Below are 23160 nucleotides of genomic sequence, written 5' to 3'. Positions count from 1 at the left end.
CGACGACCGCGGCGGCGCCGACGAGTTGTGCGAGGACGGCGCTCACGACTGCGAGCGAGCCGACAGCGAGCAGGAGGGGCTCCCGGTCGAGCGGAACGTGGCACTCGGGACGACACCGAGCGCGAGCAGGGATGGACTGGGCTACTGTCCAGGTTCCGCGTCGGCGACTGGTTCCCTGAATTATATGCGCGCCGCCGACGCAGGTCCGAGTATGCGCGATGCTTACGTGGTCGGTGCGGGCCAGTCAGACTTCGGCTCGTTCCCGGAGGAGAGCTACCGGTCGCTGTTCGCGACCGCGTACGAGGAAGCCGTCGAGTCCGTGGACGGCGAGTTCCACCCGGACGCGGTCGACGAGGCCGTGCTCGGGACGCTCGGCGTCGGCGGCCGCCAGATCGGCCTGTCCGGGCCGGCGGTCACGGAGCACGTGGGGTTGCACGGCGTGCCGACGACGCGCGTGGAGAACGCGTGCGCCGCGTCGGGGTACGCGGTCCGCCAGGCGGTGCAGGCGGTGAAGTCGGGGATGGCGGACCTCGTGCTCGCGGGCGGGTACGAGGTGATGACGGACGCGTCGGGTGACGCGACGCGGTACTGGCTGGGCGTGAGCGGCGAGACGGAGTGGGAGCGCCTCTCGGGGACGACGTTCGCCGGCGTGTACGCGCAGATGGCGAGCGCGCACGTCGCGGAGTACGGCACGGACCCTGACGCGTTGTCGGAGGTCGCGGTGAAGAATCATAGTCACGGTGCGATGAACCCGCACGCGCACCTCGGCTTCGAGTGCACGCTGGAGGACGCGCGGGACGCGCCCGTCGTCGCGGACCCGCTCACGCTCTATCACTGCTGTCCGACGACGGACGGCGCAGCGGCGGTCCTGGTGGCGAGCGAGGACGTCGCGAGCGAGCTCTCGACGGACCCGGTCCGGGTCGCTGGCGTCGGTGCGGCGTCGGACGCGGTCGGCCTCTTCCAGCGGGACACGTACGCTGGCGTGCCTGCGTCGGCGATGGCCGCGGAGCGCGCGTACGACCGCGCCGGCATCGACGCGGACGAGGCTGGTGCGGTCACGGACGCGCTCGACTTCGCGGAGGTCCACGACTGCTTCGCCATCGCGGAACTCATGGCGTACGCCGACCTCGGGTTCTGCGCGCCGGAGGACGCCGGTGCGTTCGTCGCGGACGGCCGGAGCGACCACGGCGGCGACGTCGTCGTGAACTCCTCGGGCGGATTGAAGTCGAAGGGTCATCCCATCGGGGCGACCGGCGCGGGACAGGTCGTGGAGGCGTACAAGCAGTTACGTGGCGAGGCAGGTGACAGACAGGTCGCGGACGCCGAGCGCGGCGTGACGCACAACGTCGGGGGGAGCGGTGGTGCAGCCGTGGTTCACGTCCTCGAGCGGGCCTCGGAGGTGAGCGCGCGATGAGCGACGACGCTGCCCCCGAGACGGTCGAAGCCTCGGTGGGGTCGAACGGTATCCGGGCCGTTGGCGCGTACGCCCCACGGAACCGGCTGCCGGCGAGCGAGGTGGAGGCTGCGTGGGGATCGGTGCAGGCGTCGGGCGTCGGCGAGAAGGCGGTGCCGGGCGCGGACGAGGACGCGCTGACGATGGCGCACGAGGCGGCGACGAACGCGCTGCACGCGGACGGGACGGACGCGAGCTCGATAGGGCTGCTCGCGTTCGCGTCGACGACGCCGCCCGTCGAGGAGGAGGACGTCGCGGTGCGGCTCGGGTCGACGCTCGGCGTCCCGGAGACCGCGCGCCACGAGTCGTTCGGTGGGAGTACGCGCGCCGGAACGCGCGCGCTCGCTACGGGGTTGGACGCCGACCTCGGCGACGGCGAGCTGGCGCTCGTCGTGGCGAGCGACTGCCCGAAGGGCGAACCGGCGGGCGAACGCGACCAAGCCGCGGGCGCCGGCGCCGTGGCGTTCCTCGTCGTGGACGACGGACCGGCGAGCGCGCTCGCTCGCGGGACGTTCGTGCGCCCGAGCCCCGGGACGCGGTTCCGCGAGCGCGGGAGCGAGCGCGTCGACGGCCTCGGCGTGACATCGTACGACCGGGCGACGTTCACGGAGACGCTCGCTGGCGCGGTCGACGACCTCGATTCGGGAACCGGCGACGAGGGCGCAGGCGACGGTGGCCTCGACGTGGACGCCGCCGCCGTGCAGGCGCCCGACGGCGCGATGCCGTACCGCGCGACTGGCGCACTGGGCGTTGACGCGGAGGCGATCCAGCGGGTCGCGACCGTCCACGACCTCGGTGACACGGGCGCGGCGAGCGCGCTCCTGGGGCTCGCGCGAGCGCTCGACGACCCGGACGTCGGACCCGTGCTCGTCGCGGGGTACGGCAGCGGCGCCGGCGCTGACGCGTTCGTCGTCGACACGACCGATGCGGTGCCGGCGGCGCTCGTCCTGGAGCGCGACGACGAGCGCACGCTTTCCTACGCCGAGTACCTCCGCCTCCGCGACGAGATCGTCCCGGAGCCGCCGGAGGGCGGTGGCGCGTACGTGAGCGTGCCGTCGTGGCGGCGGACGCTCCCGCAGCGGCATCGACTCGTCGCAGGCCGGTGCAGCGAGTGCGGGTCGCTCGCGTTCCCGCCGGAGGGCGCGTGCGGCGACTGCGGGTCGCTGACGGCGTACGAGGACGTGCAGTTACCGGGAACGGGCCGGATAGAGGCGGCGACGACGATATCGCAGGGCGGGGCGCCGCCGGAGTTCGCGCAGCAACAGCAGCGCGACGGCGACTTCGACGTGGTCGTGGTCGCGTTCGACGCGCCCACTGGCGACGCGACCGTGAGCGCGCCCGCCCAGGTGACCGACGTCGACGGTGGCAGCGTCGACGTCGGCGACGACGTCGTCGCGACCGTCCGTCGGATATACACGCAGGAAGGAGTCACGCGGTACGGGTTCAAGGTCCGACCCGCCGGTCGGCGCTGACCGGGAACCGTCGTCGTCGCGCGGTCAGACAGGGATTTTGGGTGCGTCTCCGGGGACGAACGCGAGACAGATGGCGGCGACGACGACGTGCATGACGACGAGCGCGAGCACGCCCAGGGTCGTCGCGGCCGGGTCGAGCGCGAGGAGCGCGAAGTCCGGAACGAACGAGACGACGAGCACCGCGAGCGCGACGGTCCTGAAGAGGTCGTGCCCGGCGTCCGTGCGCTGGTCGAGGAACGCGTACACCGCGTCCGCGCCGACGACGCCGAGCACCGTCAGGAAGACGATCGGCGCCGGTGCGAGCGGACGGAATCCGGGTGCGAGTTCGAGCAGGAGCGCGACTGCGAGGACGAGGAGGTTCGCGACGCTCGCTGCGACGGCCGCGACGGCGACGCGGACGCGGAACGGCTTGGTGGCGACCCCTTCGACCGACGCTACGACCCTCGAGGACACTGACATGCACCACCGTACGCGATGAGAGATGGTAACTGTTGGCGCTCCAGGATGGGGGTGATACCGGCAAATCAACCGGAACGGGCAACGCTTACCTGCCAGGCCATCGCGGTTCCTGGTATGCGAATCTGCGTACTCGGAGCTGGCACGATGGGTCACGGCATCGCGCAAGTGAGCGCGATGGCCGGCCACGACGTCGCGATGCGCGACATCGACGAGACCGTCCTCGCCGACGGCGTCGACGCCATCGCGGACAACCTCCAGGGGGGCGTCGACCGCGACAAGGTCACGCCGGCCGAGAAGGAGGCGACACTCGACCGCATCACGACGACGACCGACCTCGAGGAAGCGGCTGCCGACGCCGACCTCGTCGTCGAGGCCGTGCCCGAACGCATGGACATCAAGCAGTCGACGTTCGAGGACGTCGAGGCCGTCGTCGACGACGACGCGATCATCGCGTCGAACACGTCGTCGCTCTCGATCACCGAGATCGCGAGCGTGCTCGAGGACCCGACGCGAGCCGTCGGCCTGCACTTCTTCAATCCCGTGCACATCATGGGGCTCGTGGAGGTCGTCGTCCCCGAGCAGGCCAGCGAGCGAACGGTTCGGTTCGGGACGGACTTCGCGGAGGACCTCGACAAGGAAGCGGTCGTCGTCCGGGATTCGGCGGGGTTCGCGACGTCCCGTCTCGGCGTCACGCTCGGCGTGGAGGCGATGCGGATGGTCGAGGAGGGCGTCGCCAGTCCGCGCGACATCGACGCAGCGATGGAACTCGGGTACAACCACCCGATGGGCCCCATCGAGCTCGGTGACGTCGTCGGGCTGGACGTCCGTCTGGACATCCTCGAGCATCTCCGGGAGGAACTCGGCGAGCGCTTCAAGCCACCGCAGAGCCTCCGACGGAAGGTCCGCGCCGGCAAACTCGGTAAGAAGACCGGCGAGGGCTACTACGTGTGGGAGGACGGCGAGATAGTCGGCGTGAGCGAGGACGCCGCGGCGGCCGGACAGGGCGAGCGCGACGACGAGGAGGGTCCGATATGGGAGTAGTCGACGTCGCGGGCGACTGCGACCTCGTCTCGGCGTCCGTCGGCGAGCACGCCGAGTACGTCGCGACCGTCACGCTCGAACGCCCTGACAAGCGGAACGCGCTGAACGCGCAGGTCCGCCGGGAGCTGAAGGACGTCCTGGACGCGGTCGAGGACGACGACGACGTGCGGGTGGTCGTCCTCACGGGGTCCGACGAGTCGTCGGCGTTCGTCGCTGGCGCGGACGTCTCGGAGCTCCGCGAGCGGAACGCCGTCGAGCAGCGCGAGGCGTCCAAGCGCCCGCGCGTCTACGAGTACGTGGACGACCTGGAGAAACCGGTCGTCGCGCGCATCAACGGGCACTGTCTCGGTGGCGGGAACGAGCTCGCGCTCGGGTGTGACGTCCGGATCGCGAGCGCGGGCGCGAAGCTCGGTCAGCCGGAGATCAACCTGGGCATCATGCCGGGCGGTGGCGCCACTCAGCGACTCCCGCGACTCGTCGGCGAAGGGCAAGCGATGCGCCTGATACTGTCGGGTGAGCTCGTCGACGCCGAGGAGGCAGCGGACATCGGACTCGTGGACGATGTCTGCGAGTCCGACGAACTGGACGACCGCGTGTACGAGCTCGCCGGGCGGATGGCCGAGAAGAGCCCGCTCGCGCTGGAGCTCGCGAAGGAGGCGGTGAAGGCAGGGTCGCGCATGGACCTGGAGCAAGGTATCGAGTACGAGGCCGAGCTGTTCGCGCTCTTGTTCTCGTCGGACGACAAGAACGAGGGGATCGACGCGTTCTTCGAGGACCGGGACCCCGAGTGGACCGGATACTGACCGGTTCGTGCCGTTCAGGCACCGATTGAAGACGTGTTGTTGTCGTCAAGCAGCCATTTCTATCCGCTTGCTTTACAATTCAGGGCTTCGATCCATCGGGCACAGTTTCCAATGGATATGGCCACTGGCTAAGGAAAGCCGAGAGCGCGTCTAGCGCGATTTCAAAAATTCTTCTGGGCAATATATCGTAGTACTATCCAACACGCGCGCTATTTTATCTTCGTTTCTAGCGCATCTTTACGTCATACATTTGGTAAGGGACGCTTTCTAGGGGAGTAATGCAACGTCCATCCCCTCGGGGCAGGGATACGGACGTCAGTCGTCGCGAGGTGGCTCACTGTGGCGACTGACGAGCGGAGAATGGTGACCATACGCGACGACGACGACGGGGCATCGTCCGTCCTCGCGGTGGTCCTAATGATGGGTTTCGTCGCCGCAGCGTCGGTATCGCTGTTCGTCGTCGGTACCGCGACCGTCGACGAGACCAGAGACACCGCACAGGAGAACCAGGTCGAGAATACGTTCCGACAGTTCAACAAGGACGTCTCCAGCGTCGCGTTCGGCCGCCAGAAGTACCGGTCGATGGAGTTCGACATCGAGGACCAGACCGCCGCGTTCCGCCAAGAGAACACGGGGCGAATCCGCGTCGTCAATGGCACAACCGAGGTTGTGAATAAGACCGTCGGATCCCTCGTCTACGAGAAAGGCGGTGAGACCATCGCGTACCAGGCAGGTGGCGTCTGGCGCGGCACTGGAAAGGAATCCCGCATGGTATCGCGGCCCCCAGTCGAGTACCAGAACGGTTCGCTTACGTTCCCGATTCCTGCTCTTGATGGCGACGAATCCGTGCATGCCGGGGAGCTCGATATTAACAAGCTAAAAACGGAGTCCCCGATTAACGATGACAGTTACGTGAAAGGAGAGCTCGTCACCTTGTACATCACCAGCGAGTACTATATGGGATGGGCAGAGTACTTCCGCAGCCAGACGAACGACGTGGCCGTGGAGGTTGACCACTCGCCTCCTGGCGAAATGGGAACCGTCAAGGTCAAACTTGGGCAACCAGTCGCAAACGGTGATTTCGAGAACGGTGTGCTGGCGACCGGTGGCGACGACGGGGACATCGTCACCGACAGCGGGAACGCAGAAATCACTGGACCGGTCGCAGCGACGGGCGAAGTGACCGACGGAACCGGCGGTATCGCGGACTCGAGTCCCGAGGAAAACGTCGAATCGGGCCTCTTCGAACTCGACGAGGCGATACAACGCAAGGTCAACGACGCTCTAACCAACGGCTCGATTCACGACGAGCAGATTGATTCCGGAGACGAGCTCCAGAACGGCAAGACCTACTACGATAACGACGGGTTCACGCTGAATAGTGGGACGATGCAGGTCGACCTCTCCGGCGGTAACGTGACTCTGATTGTCGACGGAGACATGACACTCAACGGCGGGAACATCAACGTCCAAGACCACGGCACCGACAACGTGTTCCGAATCTACACCACTGGAGACCTCAGCATGAAGAACTCGTACGCGGGTGACGCGGACGATGAAGATGCGAGGCATTTCCAAATCTACGGGAACTCCACGATGCTGATGGCCATGAACGGCGGGAGTGGGTCGCATTACATCGGAACGGTGTATGCTCCTCGCGATGAGGCAGTGCTGGATGACACGGATTCCAACCCGGCGCTCCTGAGTGGAAGTGGCTGTAAGGGCTACGACTTCTGTGTGATCAAGGGTAACTCGAAGGTGACCGGCGCACTCGTCGGTGGCCCAACTGAGATTGGGCAGTCCGCCTCGATGATCTACGACAGTAACCTGGGCAGTGTCGAGCCGACCCTCCAACTCCCTGACGGCGTGCTGCCGCCGCCGATCACGTTCCTGAAGGTGAGCGTGCACACGGTCGCGGTGAACAACAGTGGCGCGAACCACCTGGCGCCTGCTGGTGGCGTCGGCGCGCCTGCGAGCGTCGCGTCGCCGCCGGCCGCGACCGGGTTCGCGTCGGTCGACGCACCCTCGGACGTGATGGCCGCACCGGCCGTGCGCGCCGAGACCGCGTTCGACCGCTGACGGCACGCGGAGTCGCCCCCTCTCGCAGTCGCCCTATTCTTCCGTCCGCTGTACGCGTCCTGAGCGACGCCTTCGTCTCGACTCGTCCAGATGCGCGCCGTGGCGTCGTCGAACGAACGCGCCGTCGCGCGCCCTGCGCTACGAGCGCGCTTCTCATCGCTGAGACAGACATGCGGACAGGCTGGAGAGAACGGCTTGGTCGAGGTGACTGACAGCATGCCCCAGACGACGGATGGGCGGGCGCGGGTGCTGTCAGTCGACGGGGACGTCGGAGAAGAGTAACGCGGTTCGCTTACGATTCGGTCGCGTTCGTCGGGTGCTCGATGTTCCGCATGAGTTCCTTGACGGTCTCGTACTCGCCGTCCATCGCCTGTGGGTAGACGGCCATGGTGACGACGTAGTCGCCCTCGTGCTTCACGGGTTCGCTGACGACGACGTAGACGTCGACCTCCTGGCCGTTGAACGTCGCGGTGCCCTCGAACTGCGAGACGTTCGTCTCCTCGCCGGCGACCGCGACGGTGGTCTTGTCGACCTCGTCACCGACCGTGAGGCCCTGGTACTGGCCCTGCATGCGCTTCGCGAAGTCCTTCGTACTGAGTTTCGAGAGCGGGTTGAACGACTGGCCGAACACGCTCACTTCGGGGGACGTGAACGTCGCGAACACCGCCGCCTTCTGGTCGGCGAGCGGCCCGATGCCGACGGTCTTGTGGTACTCGACCGCCCAGTTCGTCACCTTGACCGTGCGTTCCTGGTCGGCCGCGGAGAACGTGCGGTTGACGCTCAGGTCGCGCGTCTCCGCCTTCTCGTAGTCACTGCTGCTTGCGGTCTCGTCGGCGACGATGGCCGGAGACGCCTCCACGGACGTCGTCCCCGAGAGGAAGCCCAGGCAGCCGGCCGTCGCGAGCGTCGCGGCGAGCGCGAGCGCGACCAGCGTGCGGTTGTCGAGTTGCATACCGGACTGGAACCGGTCACGAACCATAAAACACCCGTCAACGCGTCTCGGTCGAGCGGCCGACGGCGGGGACCCGCTCGGACCGGGGCGGTACCGGCCGTCGCCGTCACCTGACGGTCAGAGCCGGTACGTGGGGCCGTCGTCGGTGTCCTGGACCTCGACGCCGAGCGCCTCCAGTTCGTCGCGGAGTTCGTCTGCGCGCTCGTAGTTCCCCGCGTCGCGTTCGGCCTCGCGGACCTGGAGGACGAGGTCGACGACCTCGCCCGCGACGTCCGCGGTCCCGTCGGGTGCGGCGTCGAACGCGAACCCGAGGACGTCGCCGCCGAGTTCCTCGTACGCGTCGACGGCGTCGTGGAGCGCGCGGTAGTCGTACGCGTCGCGGGCGTCGACGTGCCGGTTCACGGCCGCGGTGAGGTCCATGAGCGCCGTCACCGCCTGGCGCGTGTTGAAGTCGTCGTTCATCCCGGCGACGAAGTCCTCGCGAGCGCTCGCGATGGCGTCGCGGAGGTCGTCGTCCGCGACCTTCGTCCGCGCCGCCTCGCTGTCGCACGCCGCGATCGCGGTCTCGTAGCCGCGCTCCAGGCGCTCCCAGCGTTCCTCGGCCTCCGCGAGCGTCTCCTCGCTGTACACCGCCTCGTTGTGGTACGCCGTGGAGACGAGGAACGAGCGGACGACGTTCCCGCCGACCGCGTCGAGCGCGTCGCCGACCGACCAGTAGTTCCCGAGACTCGAACTCATCTTCTCGCCTTTCGTCTGGAGGAGGCGGACGTGCAGCCAGTAGTTCGCGAACTGCTGGCCGGTCGCCGCCTCGCTCTGGGCGATCTCGTTCTCGTGATGCGGGAACACGAGGTCCTGCCCGCCGACGTGCACGTCGATCGTCTCGTCGAGGTGGGTCATGCTCATCGCCGAGCACTCGATGTGCCAGCCGGGGCGGCCGTCGCCCCACGGCGACGCCCAGACCTGGCCGTTCGGCAGGTCGGCGTCGCCGGCGCCCGGGTGGTCGTCGTGGCGGTGCTCGCGGACCGCGTCCGCGCTCACGCCGTCGGCCTTCCAGAGCGCGAAGTCCGCGGGATGACGTTTCTCCGCGAGCTCGTCGGGTTCGCCTTGCTCCTCGATGTCGTCGACCTGCTGGTTCGAGAGCTTCCCGTACCCCTCGAAGCTCGTGACGTCGAAGTACACCGACCCGTTGGATTCGTACGCGTACCCCTTCTCGACGAGCGTCTCGACGAGGTCGACGATCTCGGGGACGTGCTCGCTGACGCGCGGGTACACCTCGGCGCGCTTCAGGTTGAGTGCGCGCATCTCCTCGAGGAGTTCCTGGATGTAGTGACTCGCGACTTCGGCTTCGTCGTCGCCGAGGTCTGGGTCGCCGGCGCGTGCGACGATCTTCTCGTTGACGTCCGTGAAGTTCTCGACGTGCCGGACGTCGTAGCCCTCGTGTTCGAGCCAGCGATGCATGACGTCGGCGGCCACCCAGAGGCGAGCGTGCCCGAGGTGCGCGGGGTCGCTGGTCGTGAGCCCGCAGACGTAGAGCAGGACCTCCTCGGGGTCCTGGGGCTCGAAGACCTCGCGGTCGCCCGTCAACGTGTTCGAGACGTGCAGGGTCATTGCCCGCCTCTACCCCGGGAGCGAAAGAAAAAGCCTCGGTCTCGCGTGGGTCAGCGTCGGTCGCTCTGCGCGTCTCCCGTGGGTCAGCGTCGGTCGGTCCTGGCTGGCCCGGCGGGGACGGCGTCGAACGCGCGTTCGACCGACCGGAGGGCGTTCGCGGCGTCGAGTCGTGGGACGACGACGACGAGGGCGTCGTCGGCGTGCGCGAGCGCGTCCACGGCGACGTCGTCGACGGCGAGTGCGTCGAGGGCGGCGCGGACGCCGTCGAGGTCGACGTCGCCGGTCGCGAGTACCGCGGTCTTCCCGTCGTCCGCGGCCCCGAAGCCGGTCCCGGAGACGGCCAGGAGAACTTCGCGCGCGTCGACACTCGCGGGGTCGGGGAGGCGGCCGACGCCGCGTTCCATCGTCACGCGGACGTCTCGCGCGGTCGGCTCGCGATCGGGGAGGTCGTCGGCGAACCGACGGAGTGCGGTCGCGACCGCGTCCGGGTCGCCGTCGACGTCGAGGAAGCGGGCGGCAGCGGAGTAGTTCGCGACGCCCGCGCGGAGGGCGTCGACGAGGAACGGGTGCTCGCGGGCGGCGTCGCGAGTGCGTTCGGCGAGACTCATGCTCGAACGGGCGTCCGCCGGCGAGAAAAGTACCGCGGTCGCCCGCGTCGACCCGCTTCGACGCGCGTCGCCTTCGCCGCGCGCTCGTGCGGTCGACGCGACCGCCGGCTATCGGTATGGGCCGGTTTCTCGGCCGGAAGCCGACGACCGCGATTTAAGTCAATCCAGTGGGACGATGCGGGTGTGCCGGAGGACGTCGACGTGCGGACGGTCGTCGGGCTGCTCGACGACGACTACGCCAGAGACATCCTCGCGGCAGCGAGCGAGGAGACCCGCTCCGCGAAGGAGCTGGCCGAGGCCATCGACGCGTCGCTCCCGACGGTGTACCGGCGCGTCGACGACCTCGTCGACGCTGGCCTCCTCGCGGAGGAGACCGAACTGCGTAGCGACGGCAACCACCACAGCGTGTACGTCACGACGCTCTCGCGCGTCGAACTGACGCTCTCAGAGGGGACATTCGAGATGCAACTGGAAACGAAGACGGACGTCGCGGACAGGTTCACGGACATGTTCGAGCGCCTCTAGCCATGCTCGGGGCACTACCACCACCCGGTGACGTCGCGCGTTCGCTCGTCGCGACCGGCGAGGTCGCCGACGGGTCGTTCGTCGCGGCCGGTAAAGCCGCCGACGGGTCGTTCGTCGCGGCCGGCGAGGTCGCTGTGCTCGCACACCCGCTCCAGGTGGGCGTTGGCGGCCTCGACGCGCTCCAGGTGCTGTTGCTCGCGATGGCGGCCGCGTCGACAGCGCTCGGCCTGTACGTCGGCTATCAGGCGTACCGCGGGTTCAGGCGGAACGACAGCACGCCGATGAAGTTCCTGTCGCTCGGCCTCGTCCTGCTGACAGCGGTGACGTTCGGGCTGAGCTTCGGCGGGAGCCTCGCGTTCCAGTACGATGTCGCCCCCGAGGTGCTGCGTCCGGCGTGGCAGGTATCGGTGCGCGGGTCCCAGCTCGCCGGGCTCGCGTGCATCGTGTACGCGCTCCACCGCCGTCCCTGAGAGCCGGGGACGACCGCCGGTCCACGGCGTCGCTCCCGGCTGGTCACGGTCGCGTTCCGCCCTCGTCCCCTCGGGCGTCGCGCGCACCGAGCAGGGCGTCCCTCTCGCCACCCGATGCGACCGACGGTGGCGGGGAGCCAGCCGTCCGGTCGTCCGTGTCGTCGTCGCAGTCGAGGGACGCTGCGAACGCGACGAGCGCGTCCCGCGGGTACGGCCCGATGCTGGCAGCGGAGACGACGTACTCCTCGCAGTAGACGTACACCGCCTGCGAGCGGCCGAGGTCGACGTAGAGCGCGCGACGGCCGTCGACCGTGAGGTTCTCCGCGACGCCGCGCTCGCGGGACTGGATGATGCCGTCGCTCAGGTAGCGGCCGGCGACGAGCACGGTCGACTCGTTCGAGTAGATGAGCTGGCCGCCGGTCGCGTTCAGGTCGATGCCGGCAGCGTACGCGAACTCGAACCCGTCGGGGACGCTCGGGTCGGGGACGGGAACGGTCGTGTTCTCGGCGAGCGCGTCGACCGTCGGGAACCGGACGACGCCGGTGGCGTAGTCGACGACCTCCGTGCGCTCACTCGGTTCGTACCGGTAGGTCGAGGCGGAGACGTTCGCGCCGTAGGTCAGGTTCGAGAACGTCATGGCGTGCGACCAGCGTTCGCCGTCGGCGGTCGCGCGCCGTTCGACGCGCACCGGGAAGAACCGCTCCCGGTCGACGTAGTACGTGATGGTGAGGTTCCGGGCCGCTGTCGCGTCCGGGTCTGCGGGTTCGACGACGAGGACGTGCGTGCGTTCGTCCGCGACGGTTTCGGTGCCCGCGTACGTGACGACGAACGCGCTGACGTTCGCGGACGGCGCGGGCGCCGACGCCTCGCCGTCGTCGCCGCTGACGACGGTGGGTGCCGGGCCGACGCCGACGTTCGGGAGGGCAGAGACAGTGCCGTCGCTCTCGTTGGCGGCGTCGAACGCAGCGGCGAGGAACGCGCCGAAGTCGCCGTCGTCGCCCGTCCCGAACGTCGAGTTGAACGTCGCGGCGGTGTGCCCGTATCGCCGTGCGACGTCGGCCGATGCGTTGTACTGCCAGTAGTACGCGTCGTTCGAGACGAAGCGGTTCCCTCGGTAGGTGGCCGGTGCGGTGACGCGCTGGCGGACGTTCCGCGTGCCGACCTCCGCGGCGAACCGGAGCGTCGAACGGTTCTCGTGGTCGCCGGAGACGACCTCGACCTGGAGGTCGCCGGTGACGTTCCCGAGCGCCCGGTACGTCGAGGCGGCGTCGTCGCCGTCCGGGACCGGCGGAACGCCACCGTCGCCGGCCCCACCGGGACCGAACGAGCACCCGGAGAGGGCGACGGCGAACGCGACCGCGGCGAGGAGGACGACCGTACGCGTTCGTGTCATCTCGATTGGTCGTTCGCGGAGCGTGCACGTTAGGCGTTGCGGTCGCCTGCAGCGGCGTCGAGGCGAACACTGCCGTTCGGACACCCGGTGACGATGGCACTAAGACGGTTCGGGCCGGACGCCGAGGTATGCAAGCGCTGGTCATCGTCGCACACGGCTCGCACCTCAACCCGGAGTCGAGCACGCCGACGTACGGGCACGCCGACACCATCCGGGAGACGGCGGCGTTCGACGAGGTTCGCGAAGCGTTCTGGAAGGAGGAACCGCACTTCCGGGAGGTCCTGCGGACGCTCGAGAGCGAGGAAGTGTACGTCGTCCCACTTTTCATCTCGGAGGGATACTTCACGGAGGACGTCATCCCGCGCGAACTCCGTCTCGACGACTGGGACCCGGACGCGTGGGAGTCCGACGGCACGAGCGCGACGCACGTCACGCTCGACGCGGCGGACGTCGACAAGACCGTGCACTACTGTGGCCCGGTCGGGACGCACGACGCGATGAGCGACGTGATCGTTCGCCGCGCCGAATCGGTCACGGGCGACCCCGACGTCGGCGACGGGTTCGGGCTCGCGGTCGTCGGCCACGGCACGAAACGGAACGAGAACTCCGCGAAGGCCGTCGAGTACCACGCCGACCGCATCCGCGAGATGGGTCGCTTCGAGGAGGTGCAGGCGCTGTTCATGGACGAGGACCCGGAGGTCGACGACGTTACGGACTTCTTCGAGAGCGAGGACGTCGTCGTCGTCCCGCTGTTCGTCGCGGACGGCTACCACACCCAGGAGGACATCCCCGAGGACATGGGGCTGACGGACGACTACCGCGACGGCTGGGAGACGCCCGCGAAGGTCGACGGGCACTACCTCTGGTACGCTGGCGCCGTCGGCACGGAACCGCTGATGGCGGACGTCGTCCTCGAGCGCGCGCTCGACGCTGGCGCGGACGTCGCCGACGCCGTCGAGTACGTGAAAGAGCACACGCGCGACGCCGCGGTCACGGAGGCCTGAGAGCATGGACGACGAGCAACTCGCGGCGCTGTCGGCGGCGGTGACGGTCGAGGACGACGTCGCGTTCGACGGTCTGCACGTCACGCGCACGGACGACGGGTACCGGTTCGAGCTCCCGGACCTGGAACGCGGCGGGCTCTCGGAGGACGAACTGCGTCGGGTGGCGCGCGCGAACCCCGAGCACGTCTCGAACTGGTACTTCTGGCACGACGTCGCGCCCACCGAGGGCTCGGCGCGCTTCGACTTCCTCCGGTACCTGGAGCGCGTCGCCGACCACGATGCTCCGACGGAGACGCGCGGCCACGGCGGGGACGCGACCCACGGGACGACGTACGAACCGACGGACGTCCTGGACCGGTATCACGCGCTCGAACGCGGCATCGAGCGCCAGTGGGGCCAGCTCCTCGTCACCGTCGAGCTCGCCGACGACGGCTACCGACGGTACGAGGTCCGGCACGTCGACGACGCCGACGCCGACCCCGACGAACTCGACGCGCACCGCGAGGTCCGGGACGCACGAGACGTCGCGAAGTTCGACGAGAAGGGGCGCTACCGGCCGCTGAAGGCCGCACCGACGCTCGTCGACGGCTGGCGGTTCACGGCGCTGACGAGCGCGGAGGTCGTCAGCGTCGTCGAGACGATCTATCCTGCGACGATAGCGAACTGGCATCGGGAGCGCGAGGGGAACCTGGACGTCGACCACTGGGAGCCGACGATGGCGCGCCAGTCCGGCATCTACGGCGTCGTCCAGACGTGGAACCGCGGCGAGGGCACCGAGCACGTCGAACGCGTCGCGGAGACGTGCTGCGCGGACTCGGAGTGCCTGAAGCGCCGCGAGTGGCAGTACGACGAGGACACCGACCTCGAAGCGGACGGTGGCGTCGGCGCGTTCCCGTGTCGCGAACCGTGTTCGATGGTCGTCTCCGCCGCCCGCCAGTGGACGAAGCTCGAGGGCGAGGACGCCCAGACCTACGAGTTCGAGCTGACGCCGAGCGAGAAGGAACAGCTGGAGGCGATCGTCGACACCGTCGCGGACGGCGACGTCGACGAGGTGCGCGAGGCGGACTTCCGGCACGACGCGAACCGCTGGCGGACGCGCTACCTCCGCGAGAAACGCATGGACGACGAGGGCAACCTCTGCGGCGTCCCGACCGACGACGAGTAGCGCCCTCGGAGGTCGTCGAGGCCGAGCGTCACTCGCTGACGAGCGCGTACAGCGCTCCGAGGACGCCAGCGACGACGACGAGCGCGCCGACTGCGACGACGAGGTCGCCGAACGCGACCGCCGCACCGAGCGCGATGAGGACCGCGACGACGCCGAGCCCGAGCACCGGCAGGCTTTCCTCGGCGAGCAGGCGGTCGAGCGCGCTCCCCGAGGCGCCGGCCGGCTTCGGTTCCGGTTCCGCGAGCGTCTCGTCGACCGGCAGGTCCGGCTCGGGCCGTTCGACGATCCCGACGTCCACGGACGACCCGGTCGCGCCGTACCCCGCCGATATCTCGAGCGCGCCACGGAGCGGCCGCGGCCCGTCGGGGACCGCGACCTCGACGACGCGCGTCGAGTCCGTCTCCACGTAGAGGTTCGTCTCGTCGAGGTGGACGCCCCGAGCGAGCGCGTCGTCGGGATGCACGTGGACGTGACTGGCGCGACCGTGATTGACGAGTTCGAGCTCGAACGTGCCCCCCGTCTCGAAGTCGGCGGTCGCTGGCGCGACCTCGTGGAGTTCCCCGCGACTCAGGTGGACGGTGAGCGTGTCGACCACGAACCTACCTCACGACCGAGTGCAAAAAAGGTTCAGGCGGGGACGTCGTCGCGCATGTCCGGCGGGAGGAGGTTCGGGATGCCGTCCTCGATGGGGTAGCGTTCCCCGCACTCCGAGCAGACGAGCGTGCCGGCGAGGACCTCCTCGTCGTCCGCGCGCTCGTCGACCTCCAGTTCGAGTTCTGACTTGTCCATCGGGCAGCAGAGAACGTCCATCAGCGACTCCTTCATACCCGGAGCGTCGGGGACGGACAGCAAAAGGCTTCGGGAACGCGGCGACGGTGACCCCGTCGGGTGCGATGCCGGGGGTGGGACTGCACGCTGTGACCCGAACGTGTTCTTTGATCGTATTCTTCCGTGGGTCGCGTGCAAGCGCCACGAGCGAGGAGACGCTCTACGAGCGACCGGACGAACGGGTATCGTCGCCGCGCTCGCTGGCGACGCTGGCCGTTCAGAGCGAGTGCCCGCGGTCGATGACGGCCGTTCAGAGCGGGTGCTCGCGGTCGAACGCGGCGGCGACGCGTTCGCGGTCGGAGTCGCGGATGGGGACGGCGCCGCCGACGACGTCGTCGACCGGTTCGCGCCGGATCTCGAACCCGTCGGCTTCCGGTGAGAGCGTGCCGGTGGTGTCGGCGTACTCGAGCGCGTACGTCGCGAAGTGGAAGGCGACCGCGTCGGTCTCGGCGTGATACACGGTGACCAGCGAGAGCGCATCGGGGGTCGCCGCGAGCGCGGTCTCCTCCTCGAGTTCGCGGAGCACGGCCTCGCGCGGTCCTTCGTCGTGGTGAGCGTGCCCGCCGGGAAGGCTTAAGACGCCGTCGTGCTGGGGGATGAGTTCGTCGAGCAGGAGGACGTGGTCGTCGTCGCGGACCACCACGTGAACCGCGGCGATGGGGCCGCGGGAGAACACGAGCTCGCAGTCGCCACACCAGTCCATCGGGCCGGCGTCGAACTCGCGCGAGCCGACCTCGCTCCCGCACTGCGGACAGTACTCGGGGTCGAGTGCGACCGAGTAGATATCGAACCGGTCGTAGTCCTCCATGCGTATCGGTACCGTCGACCGCGAGTAAAGCGTTCCTCCGTCAGGAACGAGGTGCAGGTCCGGAGAGTCGCGAGGCGCGGTCCGCGCCGCCGAAGCCACTCACTCCTGGTCGAGCGCCTCGGCCTGCTCCGTCACGTCCGCGATGGCGGCCTCCTGTTCCCCGCGGGTCAGCCCGCCGGATTCGGCGTGCCGGCCGTCGTACTGCGACCCCGGAATCGCGTCCCAGACGTCGCCGTCGTCGCCGTCGTCGCTTGCCGGCCAGTACGACCTGACGAACGCGGTGAGTCGTCGGAGCATACTCCCCCCAACGAGACGACGTGTTAAGAAAGTAACTGTAACGCGTCAGTCGTCGTACGGCGACTCCAGGACGACGGTCTGGTCGCGGTCCGGGCCGACGCCGACCGCGTAGATGTCCGTCTCCAGCTCGTCGCTGACGTACTCGAGGTACGCGCGAGCGTTCTCCGGGAGGTCCTCGTACTCGTCGACGTCGTCCCAGTCGACCTCGGGCCAACCGTCGAACGTCCGGAGGTTCGCCTCGCACTCCGCCCACCGCTCGGTCGTCGACGGCAGCGTCTCGATCTCCTCGCCGTCGAGCGTGTACGAGTCGCCGACCTTCACCTCGTCGAGCCCCGCGAGCACGTCGACGTGATTCACCGCCAGCCCGGTGAACCCGTTGACGCGCGTCGAGTGCCGGAGCATCGGGAGGTCGAGCCAGCCGACGCGACGCGGCCGCCCCGTGACGGTACCGTACTCGCCGCCCTCGTCGCGGATGTACGTCGCGAGCTCCTCCTCGTCGTCGCCCGCGTGCCCGTCGTAGCCCGGCGTCTGCCCCTCGACGCCCGCTAGCTCCGTCGGGAGCGGTCCACGACCGACGCGAGTGAGGTACGCCTTCACGATACCGACGACCTCGCCCTGGCCGATGACCGTCGGCGCGAGCCCCGACCCCGTCGCCGCACCGCCGGCGGTCGGGTTCGAGGACGTCACGTACGGATAGTTCCCGTGGTCGATGTCGATGACCGTCCCCTGCGCGCCCTCCAGCATGACGTTCTCGCCGGCCGCGCGCTTCTCCGCGAGGAAGTTCCCGGCGTCGACGGTCATGTCCTCCGCGGCGAGGCGCTCGCCGTACTCCAGAGCGGTCTCGTACACCGCGTCCACGTCGAACGCGTCCGGGTCCTCGAGGTCGTCGACGTCGACGCCGTAGACGTCCTCGATGAGCGCGCGCTTCTGCGGGACGACGTACTCGATGCGCTCGCGGAGCACGTCCTCGTCGAGCAGGTCGCCGACGCGAACCCCGCGCCGACCGGCCTTATCCTCGTACGTCGGCCCGATGCCGCGGCCCGTCGTACCGACGGCGCTATCGGTCTCGCTCTTGACCTCCTCCTCGATACCGTCCAGTACGCGGTGATACGGGAGGATGACGTGTGCGCGCTCGGCGACGCGGACGTCCGGTTCCAGGCCGCGGTCGCGGAGCCCGTCCATCTCCTCGAAGAGCGTGGCGGGATTGACGACGCAGCCGTTCCCCAGGACGCCGACCTTCCCGCGGACGGCGCCGCTCGGGACGAGCGAGAGCTTGTACTCGGTTCCGTCCTCGACGACGGTGTGACCGGCGTTGTCGCCGCCCTGATAGCGGACGACGACGTCCGCAGGGTCGCCGTAGAGGTCGACGACGCCGCCCTTCCCCTCGTCTCCGAGTTGGGAACCGACGATGGTAACAGTCATTTACACGGGGGGTTTCACGAGGCCCCGATAAACCGATTTCGATACCGTCGGTCGTTGGTCGCTCCCCGCGGACCGTGGCCGCGGCGCGCGAGAGCCAGGCTGGCGCTGTCGCGGCCGGAACCCACCGACGGTATCCCGGTACCGACCAGAAGACCTATGTAGCGCGTCTGTCAATGGTAGACACTGTTCTGCGGAACCATGCCAATGGGAGAGTAAGGTTTAAAACCCCGAACGACAAGTTAACAAATGCCATGATAGACCGACTTGAGAAGGAAGTCGACATGCTGGAGCGGCATCTGCAGGTCCTGAAGATGGTCATCGAGAACGAACCCATCGGGATCGTCAAGATGTCCAACGAGACGGGTTACCCACATCACAAGGTTCGCTACTCGCTGCGCGTCCTCGAGGAAGAGAACCTCATCGAGCCCTCGAGCCAGGGCGCCATCACCACGGACCACACCTCCGAGTTCGTGGACGACCTCGACGAGAAGATCGACGAGATCGTCGACAAGATGGACAACATGAAGATCGACAACGCGGCCGAAGTCGAGAACTAGACCCCTCGTTCTTCTCTCGTTCGACGGACGACCCACAGCGACGGCGTCACCGACCCGGCTCGATCGGTCCATCGACACCCACAAACGGCCGCGACGGCCGCGAACGGCCGGGACGCGACTCGAGTTCCGTGACGCGATTACAGTTCCGGAACGTTCACGTGGAACTCGCCGTTGCGGGTCTCCACGAGACACAGGTGGTAGCCGCGCTTGCGCGACAGCTTCACGTAGGACTTCTTCGAGTCGCGGCTCAGGAGACCGCCGCTGGTCGCCTCGTTCGCGATCTCGAGCGCCTCCGGCGCGAAGAAGCTCGCGGTCACCATGAACGCACCGGCGAGCGCGTCACTCGTCCGTTTGACGCGAGTGCCGCGTTCCTGGAGGTCGACCATCATCTCCTCGGTCGCCGGGTCCCGTGACGCGTTGACGTTCGCGACCGCTAACGGATTCCCCATCCGGTCGCGGACGACGACGTCGAACGTCGTCTGCTCGCGGTGTTCCTCGCCGTCCTCCTCGTATCGCAGGGAGACGTCGCCGTACAGTTCGACGCGGTCGACCTTCGGGAACGCCTCGTAGAGCTCGCCGAGGTCGCTCTCGTTCCCCGTGTCGCGGATCTCGAAGACGAGGTCGTACACGAACCACTCGACGAACTGGTACGGCGTGGATTCGTAGAGGAACTCGTCGTAGGCCTTCCCGTCGACGACCGCGTTCTCCGCGTCGAAGCTCGTGTGATACTCGAGACGGAGGTTCGCTTCCAGGTCGGCGATCCCGACGTCGCTGTCGTGGACGTCCTCGAGCGTCGTCGCGCTCTTGGAGCCGTATCGAACGAAGAGGTTCGTGCCTTCGAGCGCTTCTCGCGGCGAGAGCTCGACGACGTCGTCACCGGGCGTCTCCGCTTCGAGGCGTTCGCGCGCCGCCGCGAGGTCGCGTTCGAGCGACGCGACCTCGTCCTCGAGCTCGTCGACGCGCGCCTGGAGCTCGTCGTTGCGTTCGGCGAGCCGGTCGCGTTCGGTTTCGAGTTCGTCGCGGTCGGCCGCGATCCGGTCGCGTTCCTCGCGCGCCGTCTCGAGTTCCTCGGAGAGCTCTGCGACGCGTTCGGGGTCCGCGCCGCCGGTCGCTGCGCCGTTCGTGGTCGCGCTCCGGGGCTCGTTCGCGCCCTGTCTCCCCGTGGCGCGTTCGTTGGACCGCGACGCCTGCGAGTTCGGTGGCGTCCGCCCGGGGTCGCGTTCGGTCGTCGAACGGGCCTCGGACGTCGTTCCGGTCGTCCCGCTGGCACCGGCCGCGAGCGGGTCCGGTTCGTCGTCCTCGGTCGTCCGGTCGGGGTTGATAGACGGGATGGTCGTGGTCTCGCGCCACGCGACCTCGTCGTCGACCTCGCTCGCTCGCGCCTCGTCCTCGACCTCCGCCATCACCTCGTCGGGGACCTCCGCCATCGCACCGCCGGTCGAGTCGTCGCTCGGAGCCGCAGTCGCGTCGGTCTCGGCCGTCGGGTCCGCCGGCCCGGTCGCGGTGCGACCGGCAGCGTTCCGACCGCTGGACGCCTCCGTCTCGCTCCGCGCTCGACGCCCGGACGCCGCGTCCTCGCTCCCCGCACGCTCGTCGCGGGCCGTAGTGTCACCGTCGTCGACCGGGCGCGCGCCACGTCGCTCCTCGTCGACCGAGTCGTCCGTCCGCCCGCGTTCGGCCGGCGCACCACGTCGAGACGTCTGGTCGGACGTCGGTTCCGCCTCGCTGACGACCGGGTCATCGCCCGTCGCCTGGGCGTCTCCGCTCCCGGCCTCCGCGTCGTCAATCGGTGGTGCTGCGACCGCGTCCTCCGCACCACCGTTCGTCGGGTCGCGGCCAGCGACCTCGTCCGCGCCCGACGGCGTCGACGCGGCGTCGTCCGCGGTCGACTCGATGTCGTCGACGCGCTCGTCCGCCGAAGCCCCGCCGCCTGCACCTGCAGCGCCGCCAGCGCCCGGAGCGCTGCCTGCACCCGCAGCGTTGCCAGCGCCCGCAGCGCCACCTGCCCCTGCAGCGCCGCCAGCGCTAGCGCCCGCTGCGGTGTCTTCGTCCGGTTCCTCGTCCGCGGGGATGTCCTGGACCTCGATATCGACGTCCCAGACCGTGTAGATGCCGACCTCGTCGTCCGCGCGGTCGAACGCCTCGTCGTCCGTTATCAGCTTCTCCTGATTCCCGACGAACGCGCAACTCATCGACCGACCGCCGTAGTAGACCACGTAGTAATCGCCCGACAGGACGTTCTCGGACAACTCCACGTAGCCCGTGAACGACCCGGAGGACAACGTCTCGTCGGCCTCCGAAATCGGGGTGTCGTTCGTGTAGTACTTCGCGCGCTCCTCGCCGCCCTGCTCGCGCATCGCGAACAGGAGCGGGAGACTCGGATGGGGTGCCTCGTAGATCGTGCCCGACGCGGCGTCGAACGACTCCACGTCGCCACCGACCACGCCGACGACCTTCCCGTTCAACACGAACGCCGTCGTCGACCCGGTCTCGACCGCCCCCGAGAACTCCGCGTCCGCGAGCTCTCGCAAGTCCTCGTAGCCGTCAGAGAACGGACGCGAATCCCAGTCCTTGACGCGCGCTTCCGTTCGGGAGTCCATGTACTGCCTTTCGCCCCACACGGACCAAATAGGTTCCGCCGTCGCGACCCGGCCACGCGAGCGGAATCAGCCCCTGGCGTCGTCACTCGGTGACGAAGCGATGACAGGAACAGTACGCGTTCATATCTTGGATTCGGCGTCCTCGGCGAGCTCCTTCATGCGCTTCCCGATCCGGCCGGCGCTCGAGAACTCGTCCTCGCTCATCGCGTTCGCGAGCGAGTTCCCCAGCACGAACACCGCGTGCTTGTGCTCGCTCTTGGACTTGTGGACGTCCGACGGGTCGATGTCGAGTTCGCGGTACGTCGAGAACAGGTCGTCGGGGACCTCGTCCTGGTCGCTGAAGTTCTCCATTATCGTCACCATGTGCTCGTGGAGCTCGAGGAGTTCGTCCTTGTGCATGCCCATTCGTATGCGTTCGCCGAGATTTAAGGGTTTGGCCCGGGTCGTGCGAACGTTCTCCACGCCGAGGGCTCGGTATCTTGCGCCACGATTTATAGGGGGGACGGGCGTAGCCGACGGTGATGCCCGAGATACGCCTCGAACTGTCCGCCGAGGACGTCCGGAAGCTCGACACGGAGGTCGACCTCCTGGGGTTCGAGGACCGCGGCGAGTACCTGCGCTGGATCATCGGGAACCGCGCCGCGATCGAACAGGGCACCGAACGCGACCAGTTGCTGACGGAGTACCAGGCGCGCGTCGACGAACTGGAGGCCCAGCTCTCGGCGCGCGACGAGGAGCGTGGCGGTGACGGCGGTGCTGCGGCCGGTGGCGTCGGCGAGCCGGAGCCAGCGGCCGTGACCGAGGGCGACGCCGGGCGTGCACGCGCGACCGACGGGAGCGGAGCGCGGACGACGGCCGAGTCGTCGTCGACGCCCGCAGACCCGCAGCCCGGAGCCGAGTCGGCATCGACGACGACCCCTGCAGAACCACGGACCACGGCCGACCCACAGGCCGCGGGGGACGTGGACGAGACCGCCAGCGACGGCGCCAGCCGACAGCGGCCGTCGCGGAGCGACGACGCCGGCGACGAGGCGAACGAGGCCGTCGACATCGCCGGGAACTTCGCGCCGGAGCGCGTCGAGCGCTTCGAGGACGAGTCCCTCGGGTCGCACGCGAACCAGCTGAAGGGCGTGGAGGGCGAACGTCTCGACGAGTTCGCGCGACGAGCGGTCGCGAAGACGCGCGAACGCCTCGGCCGAGAACCCTCGACCGGGCTCGAGTATCGGTCCGGGACGCGTATCGCGCGCTCCAGTCCGGACGTCCGCCCCGGGGAGGACCTCGTCGACCTGGACTCGCTCGACGTCCCCGGCCGGTCCGAGTCGACGTCCGCGCCCCGACGGGAGGCCGTCGGCGCGGCGCTCGCGTACCTCCGCGACGTCGACCGCGCGAAGCGCAGTGACTTCGTCGACGAGCTCTACGCGGAGTACCCCGCGGGGTACGACAGCGAGTCCGGCTGGTGGCGGTGCATCAAGCGCGGACTCAAGGACGCCCCGGTCGTCGACGGCGGCGACGGGTCGCGCGTCTGGACGTACGTCGCGCCGGGAAGCCGCGAGGGCGAACTCGTCGGTTCCGGCCCGAAGCGCGTCGTCGACCCCGAATGAGCGGCGGCCGTCGAG

Annotated in this window: 23 protein-coding genes; 11 read left to right on the top strand and 12 right to left on the bottom strand. The window is 68.8% G+C overall.

Annotated elements, in window-relative coordinates; translation table 11 throughout:
- The first annotated feature begins 211 nt into the window (after nt 1-211).
- Nucleotides 212-1414: a thiolase C-terminal domain-containing protein gene (locus tag LI336_RS00995; protein WP_227130754.1), complete on the top strand. Its 1203-nt coding sequence runs from the start codon at nt 212-214 to the stop codon at nt 1412-1414.
- Nucleotides 1411-2925: a zinc ribbon domain-containing protein gene (locus LI336_RS00990; protein ID WP_227130753.1), complete on the top strand. Its 1515-nt coding sequence runs from the start codon at nt 1411-1413 to the stop codon at nt 2923-2925. The genes LI336_RS00995 and LI336_RS00990 overlap by 4 nt, the downstream gene beginning before the upstream one ends.
- Before the next feature lie 24 nt (nt 2926-2949).
- On the opposite strand, the gene LI336_RS00985 is transcribed toward LI336_RS00990, so the two are convergent.
- On the bottom strand, nt 2950-3384 hold the full coding sequence (locus tag LI336_RS00985; protein WP_227130752.1) for a DUF6069 family protein: 435 nt from the start codon (nt 3382-3384) through the stop codon (nt 2950-2952).
- A gap of 114 nt (nt 3385-3498) precedes the next feature.
- Here LI336_RS00985 and LI336_RS00980 point away from each other — a divergent pair, with 114 nt between their 5' ends.
- The 3 genes from LI336_RS00980 (at nt 3499) to LI336_RS00970 (ending at nt 7307) form a co-directional block, all read left to right on the top strand.
- Nucleotides 3499-4425: a 3-hydroxyacyl-CoA dehydrogenase family protein gene (locus LI336_RS00980; RefSeq protein WP_227130751.1), complete on the top strand. Its 927-nt coding sequence runs from the start codon at nt 3499-3501 to the stop codon at nt 4423-4425.
- Nucleotides 4416-5228 (top strand): enoyl-CoA hydratase/isomerase family protein, encoded by an 813-nt coding sequence (locus tag LI336_RS00975; RefSeq protein WP_227130750.1) that lies wholly within the window; start codon nt 4416-4418, stop codon nt 5226-5228. Before LI336_RS00980 ends, LI336_RS00975 begins: the two co-directional genes overlap by 10 nt.
- 339 nt (nt 5229-5567) lie before the next feature.
- A complete protein-coding gene (locus tag LI336_RS00970) occupies nt 5568-7307 on the top strand; it encodes a DUF7289 family protein (RefSeq protein WP_227130749.1) in 1740 nt (579 codons plus the stop codon).
- A 292-nt stretch (nt 7308-7599) separates the two neighbouring features.
- On the opposite strand, the gene LI336_RS00965 is transcribed toward LI336_RS00970, so the two are convergent.
- The 3 genes from LI336_RS00965 to LI336_RS00955 all read right to left on the bottom strand — a co-directional run bounded on the left by LI336_RS00965 (nt 7600) and on the right by LI336_RS00955 (nt 10475).
- Nucleotides 7600-8259 carry a DUF6517 family protein gene (locus LI336_RS00965; RefSeq protein ID WP_227130748.1) on the bottom strand — a complete coding sequence of 220 codons (660 nt, stop codon included), beginning with the start codon at nt 8257-8259 and terminating at the stop codon, nt 7600-7602.
- Between the two features lie 117 nt (nt 8260-8376).
- Entirely contained in the window at nt 8377-9867 is a 1491-nt protein-coding gene (gene cysS / locus LI336_RS00960; RefSeq protein WP_227130747.1) for a cysteine--tRNA ligase, read from the bottom strand.
- Nucleotides 9868-9950: 83 nt separating this feature from the next.
- The gene (locus LI336_RS00955; RefSeq protein WP_227130746.1) at nt 9951-10475 is read right to left on the bottom strand and encodes a DUF7523 family protein; all 525 of its coding nucleotides are present in this window, start codon (nt 10473-10475) and stop codon (nt 9951-9953) included.
- 183 nt (nt 10476-10658) lie between these two features.
- Here LI336_RS00955 and LI336_RS00950 point away from each other — a divergent pair, with 183 nt between their 5' ends.
- On the top strand, nt 10659-11000 hold the full coding sequence (locus LI336_RS00950) for an ArsR/SmtB family transcription factor (protein ID WP_227130745.1): 342 nt from the start codon (nt 10659-10661) through the stop codon (nt 10998-11000).
- A 2-nt stretch (nt 11001-11002) separates the two neighbouring features.
- Nucleotides 11003-11470 (top strand): DUF7521 family protein, encoded by a 468-nt coding sequence (locus tag LI336_RS00945; protein WP_227130744.1) that lies wholly within the window; start codon nt 11003-11005, stop codon nt 11468-11470.
- Between the two features lie 43 nt (nt 11471-11513).
- Here the strand turns inward: LI336_RS00945 and LI336_RS00940 are convergent, their stop codons facing one another.
- The gene (locus LI336_RS00940; RefSeq protein ID WP_227130743.1) at nt 11514-12863 is read right to left on the bottom strand and encodes a LolA family protein; all 1350 of its coding nucleotides are present in this window, start codon (nt 12861-12863) and stop codon (nt 11514-11516) included.
- A gap of 128 nt (nt 12864-12991) precedes the next feature.
- Between LI336_RS00940 and LI336_RS00935 the strand changes: the two genes are divergently transcribed.
- On the top strand, nt 12992-13867 hold the full coding sequence (locus LI336_RS00935; protein WP_227130742.1) for a CbiX/SirB N-terminal domain-containing protein: 876 nt from the start codon (nt 12992-12994) through the stop codon (nt 13865-13867).
- Between the two features lie 4 nt (nt 13868-13871).
- Nucleotides 13872-15032: a DR2241 family protein gene (locus LI336_RS00930; protein WP_227130741.1), complete on the top strand. Its 1161-nt coding sequence runs from the start codon at nt 13872-13874 to the stop codon at nt 15030-15032.
- 28 nt (nt 15033-15060) lie between these two features.
- On the opposite strand, the gene LI336_RS00925 is transcribed toward LI336_RS00930, so the two are convergent.
- The 5 genes from LI336_RS00925 to LI336_RS00905 all read right to left on the bottom strand — a co-directional run bounded on the left by LI336_RS00925 (nt 15061) and on the right by LI336_RS00905 (nt 18387).
- Entirely contained in the window at nt 15061-15627 is a 567-nt protein-coding gene (locus LI336_RS00925; protein ID WP_227130740.1) for a DUF7524 family protein, read from the bottom strand.
- 32 nt (nt 15628-15659) lie between these two features.
- Complete coding sequence (locus tag LI336_RS00920; RefSeq protein ID WP_227130739.1) at nt 15660-15857, bottom strand: methytransferase partner Trm112; 198 nt, start codon at nt 15855-15857, stop codon at nt 15660-15662.
- 253 nt (nt 15858-16110) lie between these two features.
- The gene (locus tag LI336_RS00915) at nt 16111-16668 is read right to left on the bottom strand and encodes an NUDIX hydrolase (RefSeq protein ID WP_227130738.1); all 558 of its coding nucleotides are present in this window, start codon (nt 16666-16668) and stop codon (nt 16111-16113) included.
- Nucleotides 16669-16767: 99 nt separating this feature from the next.
- Complete coding sequence (locus tag LI336_RS00910) at nt 16768-16965, bottom strand: hypothetical protein (protein WP_227130737.1); 198 nt, start codon at nt 16963-16965, stop codon at nt 16768-16770.
- A gap of 45 nt (nt 16966-17010) precedes the next feature.
- A complete protein-coding gene (locus tag LI336_RS00905) occupies nt 17011-18387 on the bottom strand; it encodes an adenylosuccinate synthase (RefSeq protein WP_227130736.1) in 1377 nt (458 codons plus the stop codon).
- Nucleotides 18388-18638: 251 nt separating this feature from the next.
- Between LI336_RS00905 and LI336_RS00900 the strand changes: the two genes are divergently transcribed.
- Nucleotides 18639-18944, top strand: a complete 306-nt coding sequence (locus LI336_RS00900; protein WP_227130735.1) for a hypothetical protein — start codon at nt 18639-18641, stop codon at nt 18942-18944.
- A 137-nt stretch (nt 18945-19081) separates the two neighbouring features.
- On the opposite strand, the gene LI336_RS00895 is transcribed toward LI336_RS00900, so the two are convergent.
- Together LI336_RS00895 and LI336_RS00890 are read right to left on the bottom strand one after the other, a co-directional pair.
- Nucleotides 19082-21544, bottom strand: coding sequence for a DUF7527 domain-containing protein (locus LI336_RS00895; protein ID WP_227130734.1), 2463 nt, complete (start codon nt 21542-21544; stop codon nt 19082-19084).
- A gap of 120 nt (nt 21545-21664) precedes the next feature.
- A complete protein-coding gene (locus LI336_RS00890; RefSeq protein WP_227130733.1) occupies nt 21665-21943 on the bottom strand; it encodes a UPF0058 family protein in 279 nt (92 codons plus the stop codon).
- Between the two features lie 122 nt (nt 21944-22065).
- Between LI336_RS00890 and LI336_RS00885 the strand changes: the two genes are divergently transcribed.
- A complete protein-coding gene (locus tag LI336_RS00885) occupies nt 22066-23145 on the top strand; it encodes a hypothetical protein (protein WP_227130732.1) in 1080 nt (359 codons plus the stop codon).
- Nucleotides 23146-23160 lie beyond the last annotated feature (15 nt).

This window comes from Halorubellus salinus (genome assembly GCF_020567525.1).
GTDB lineage: Archaea > Halobacteriota > Halobacteria > Halobacteriales > Natrialbaceae > Halorubellus > Halorubellus salinus.
This window is presented reverse-complemented; position numbering and strand designations above follow the sequence as displayed.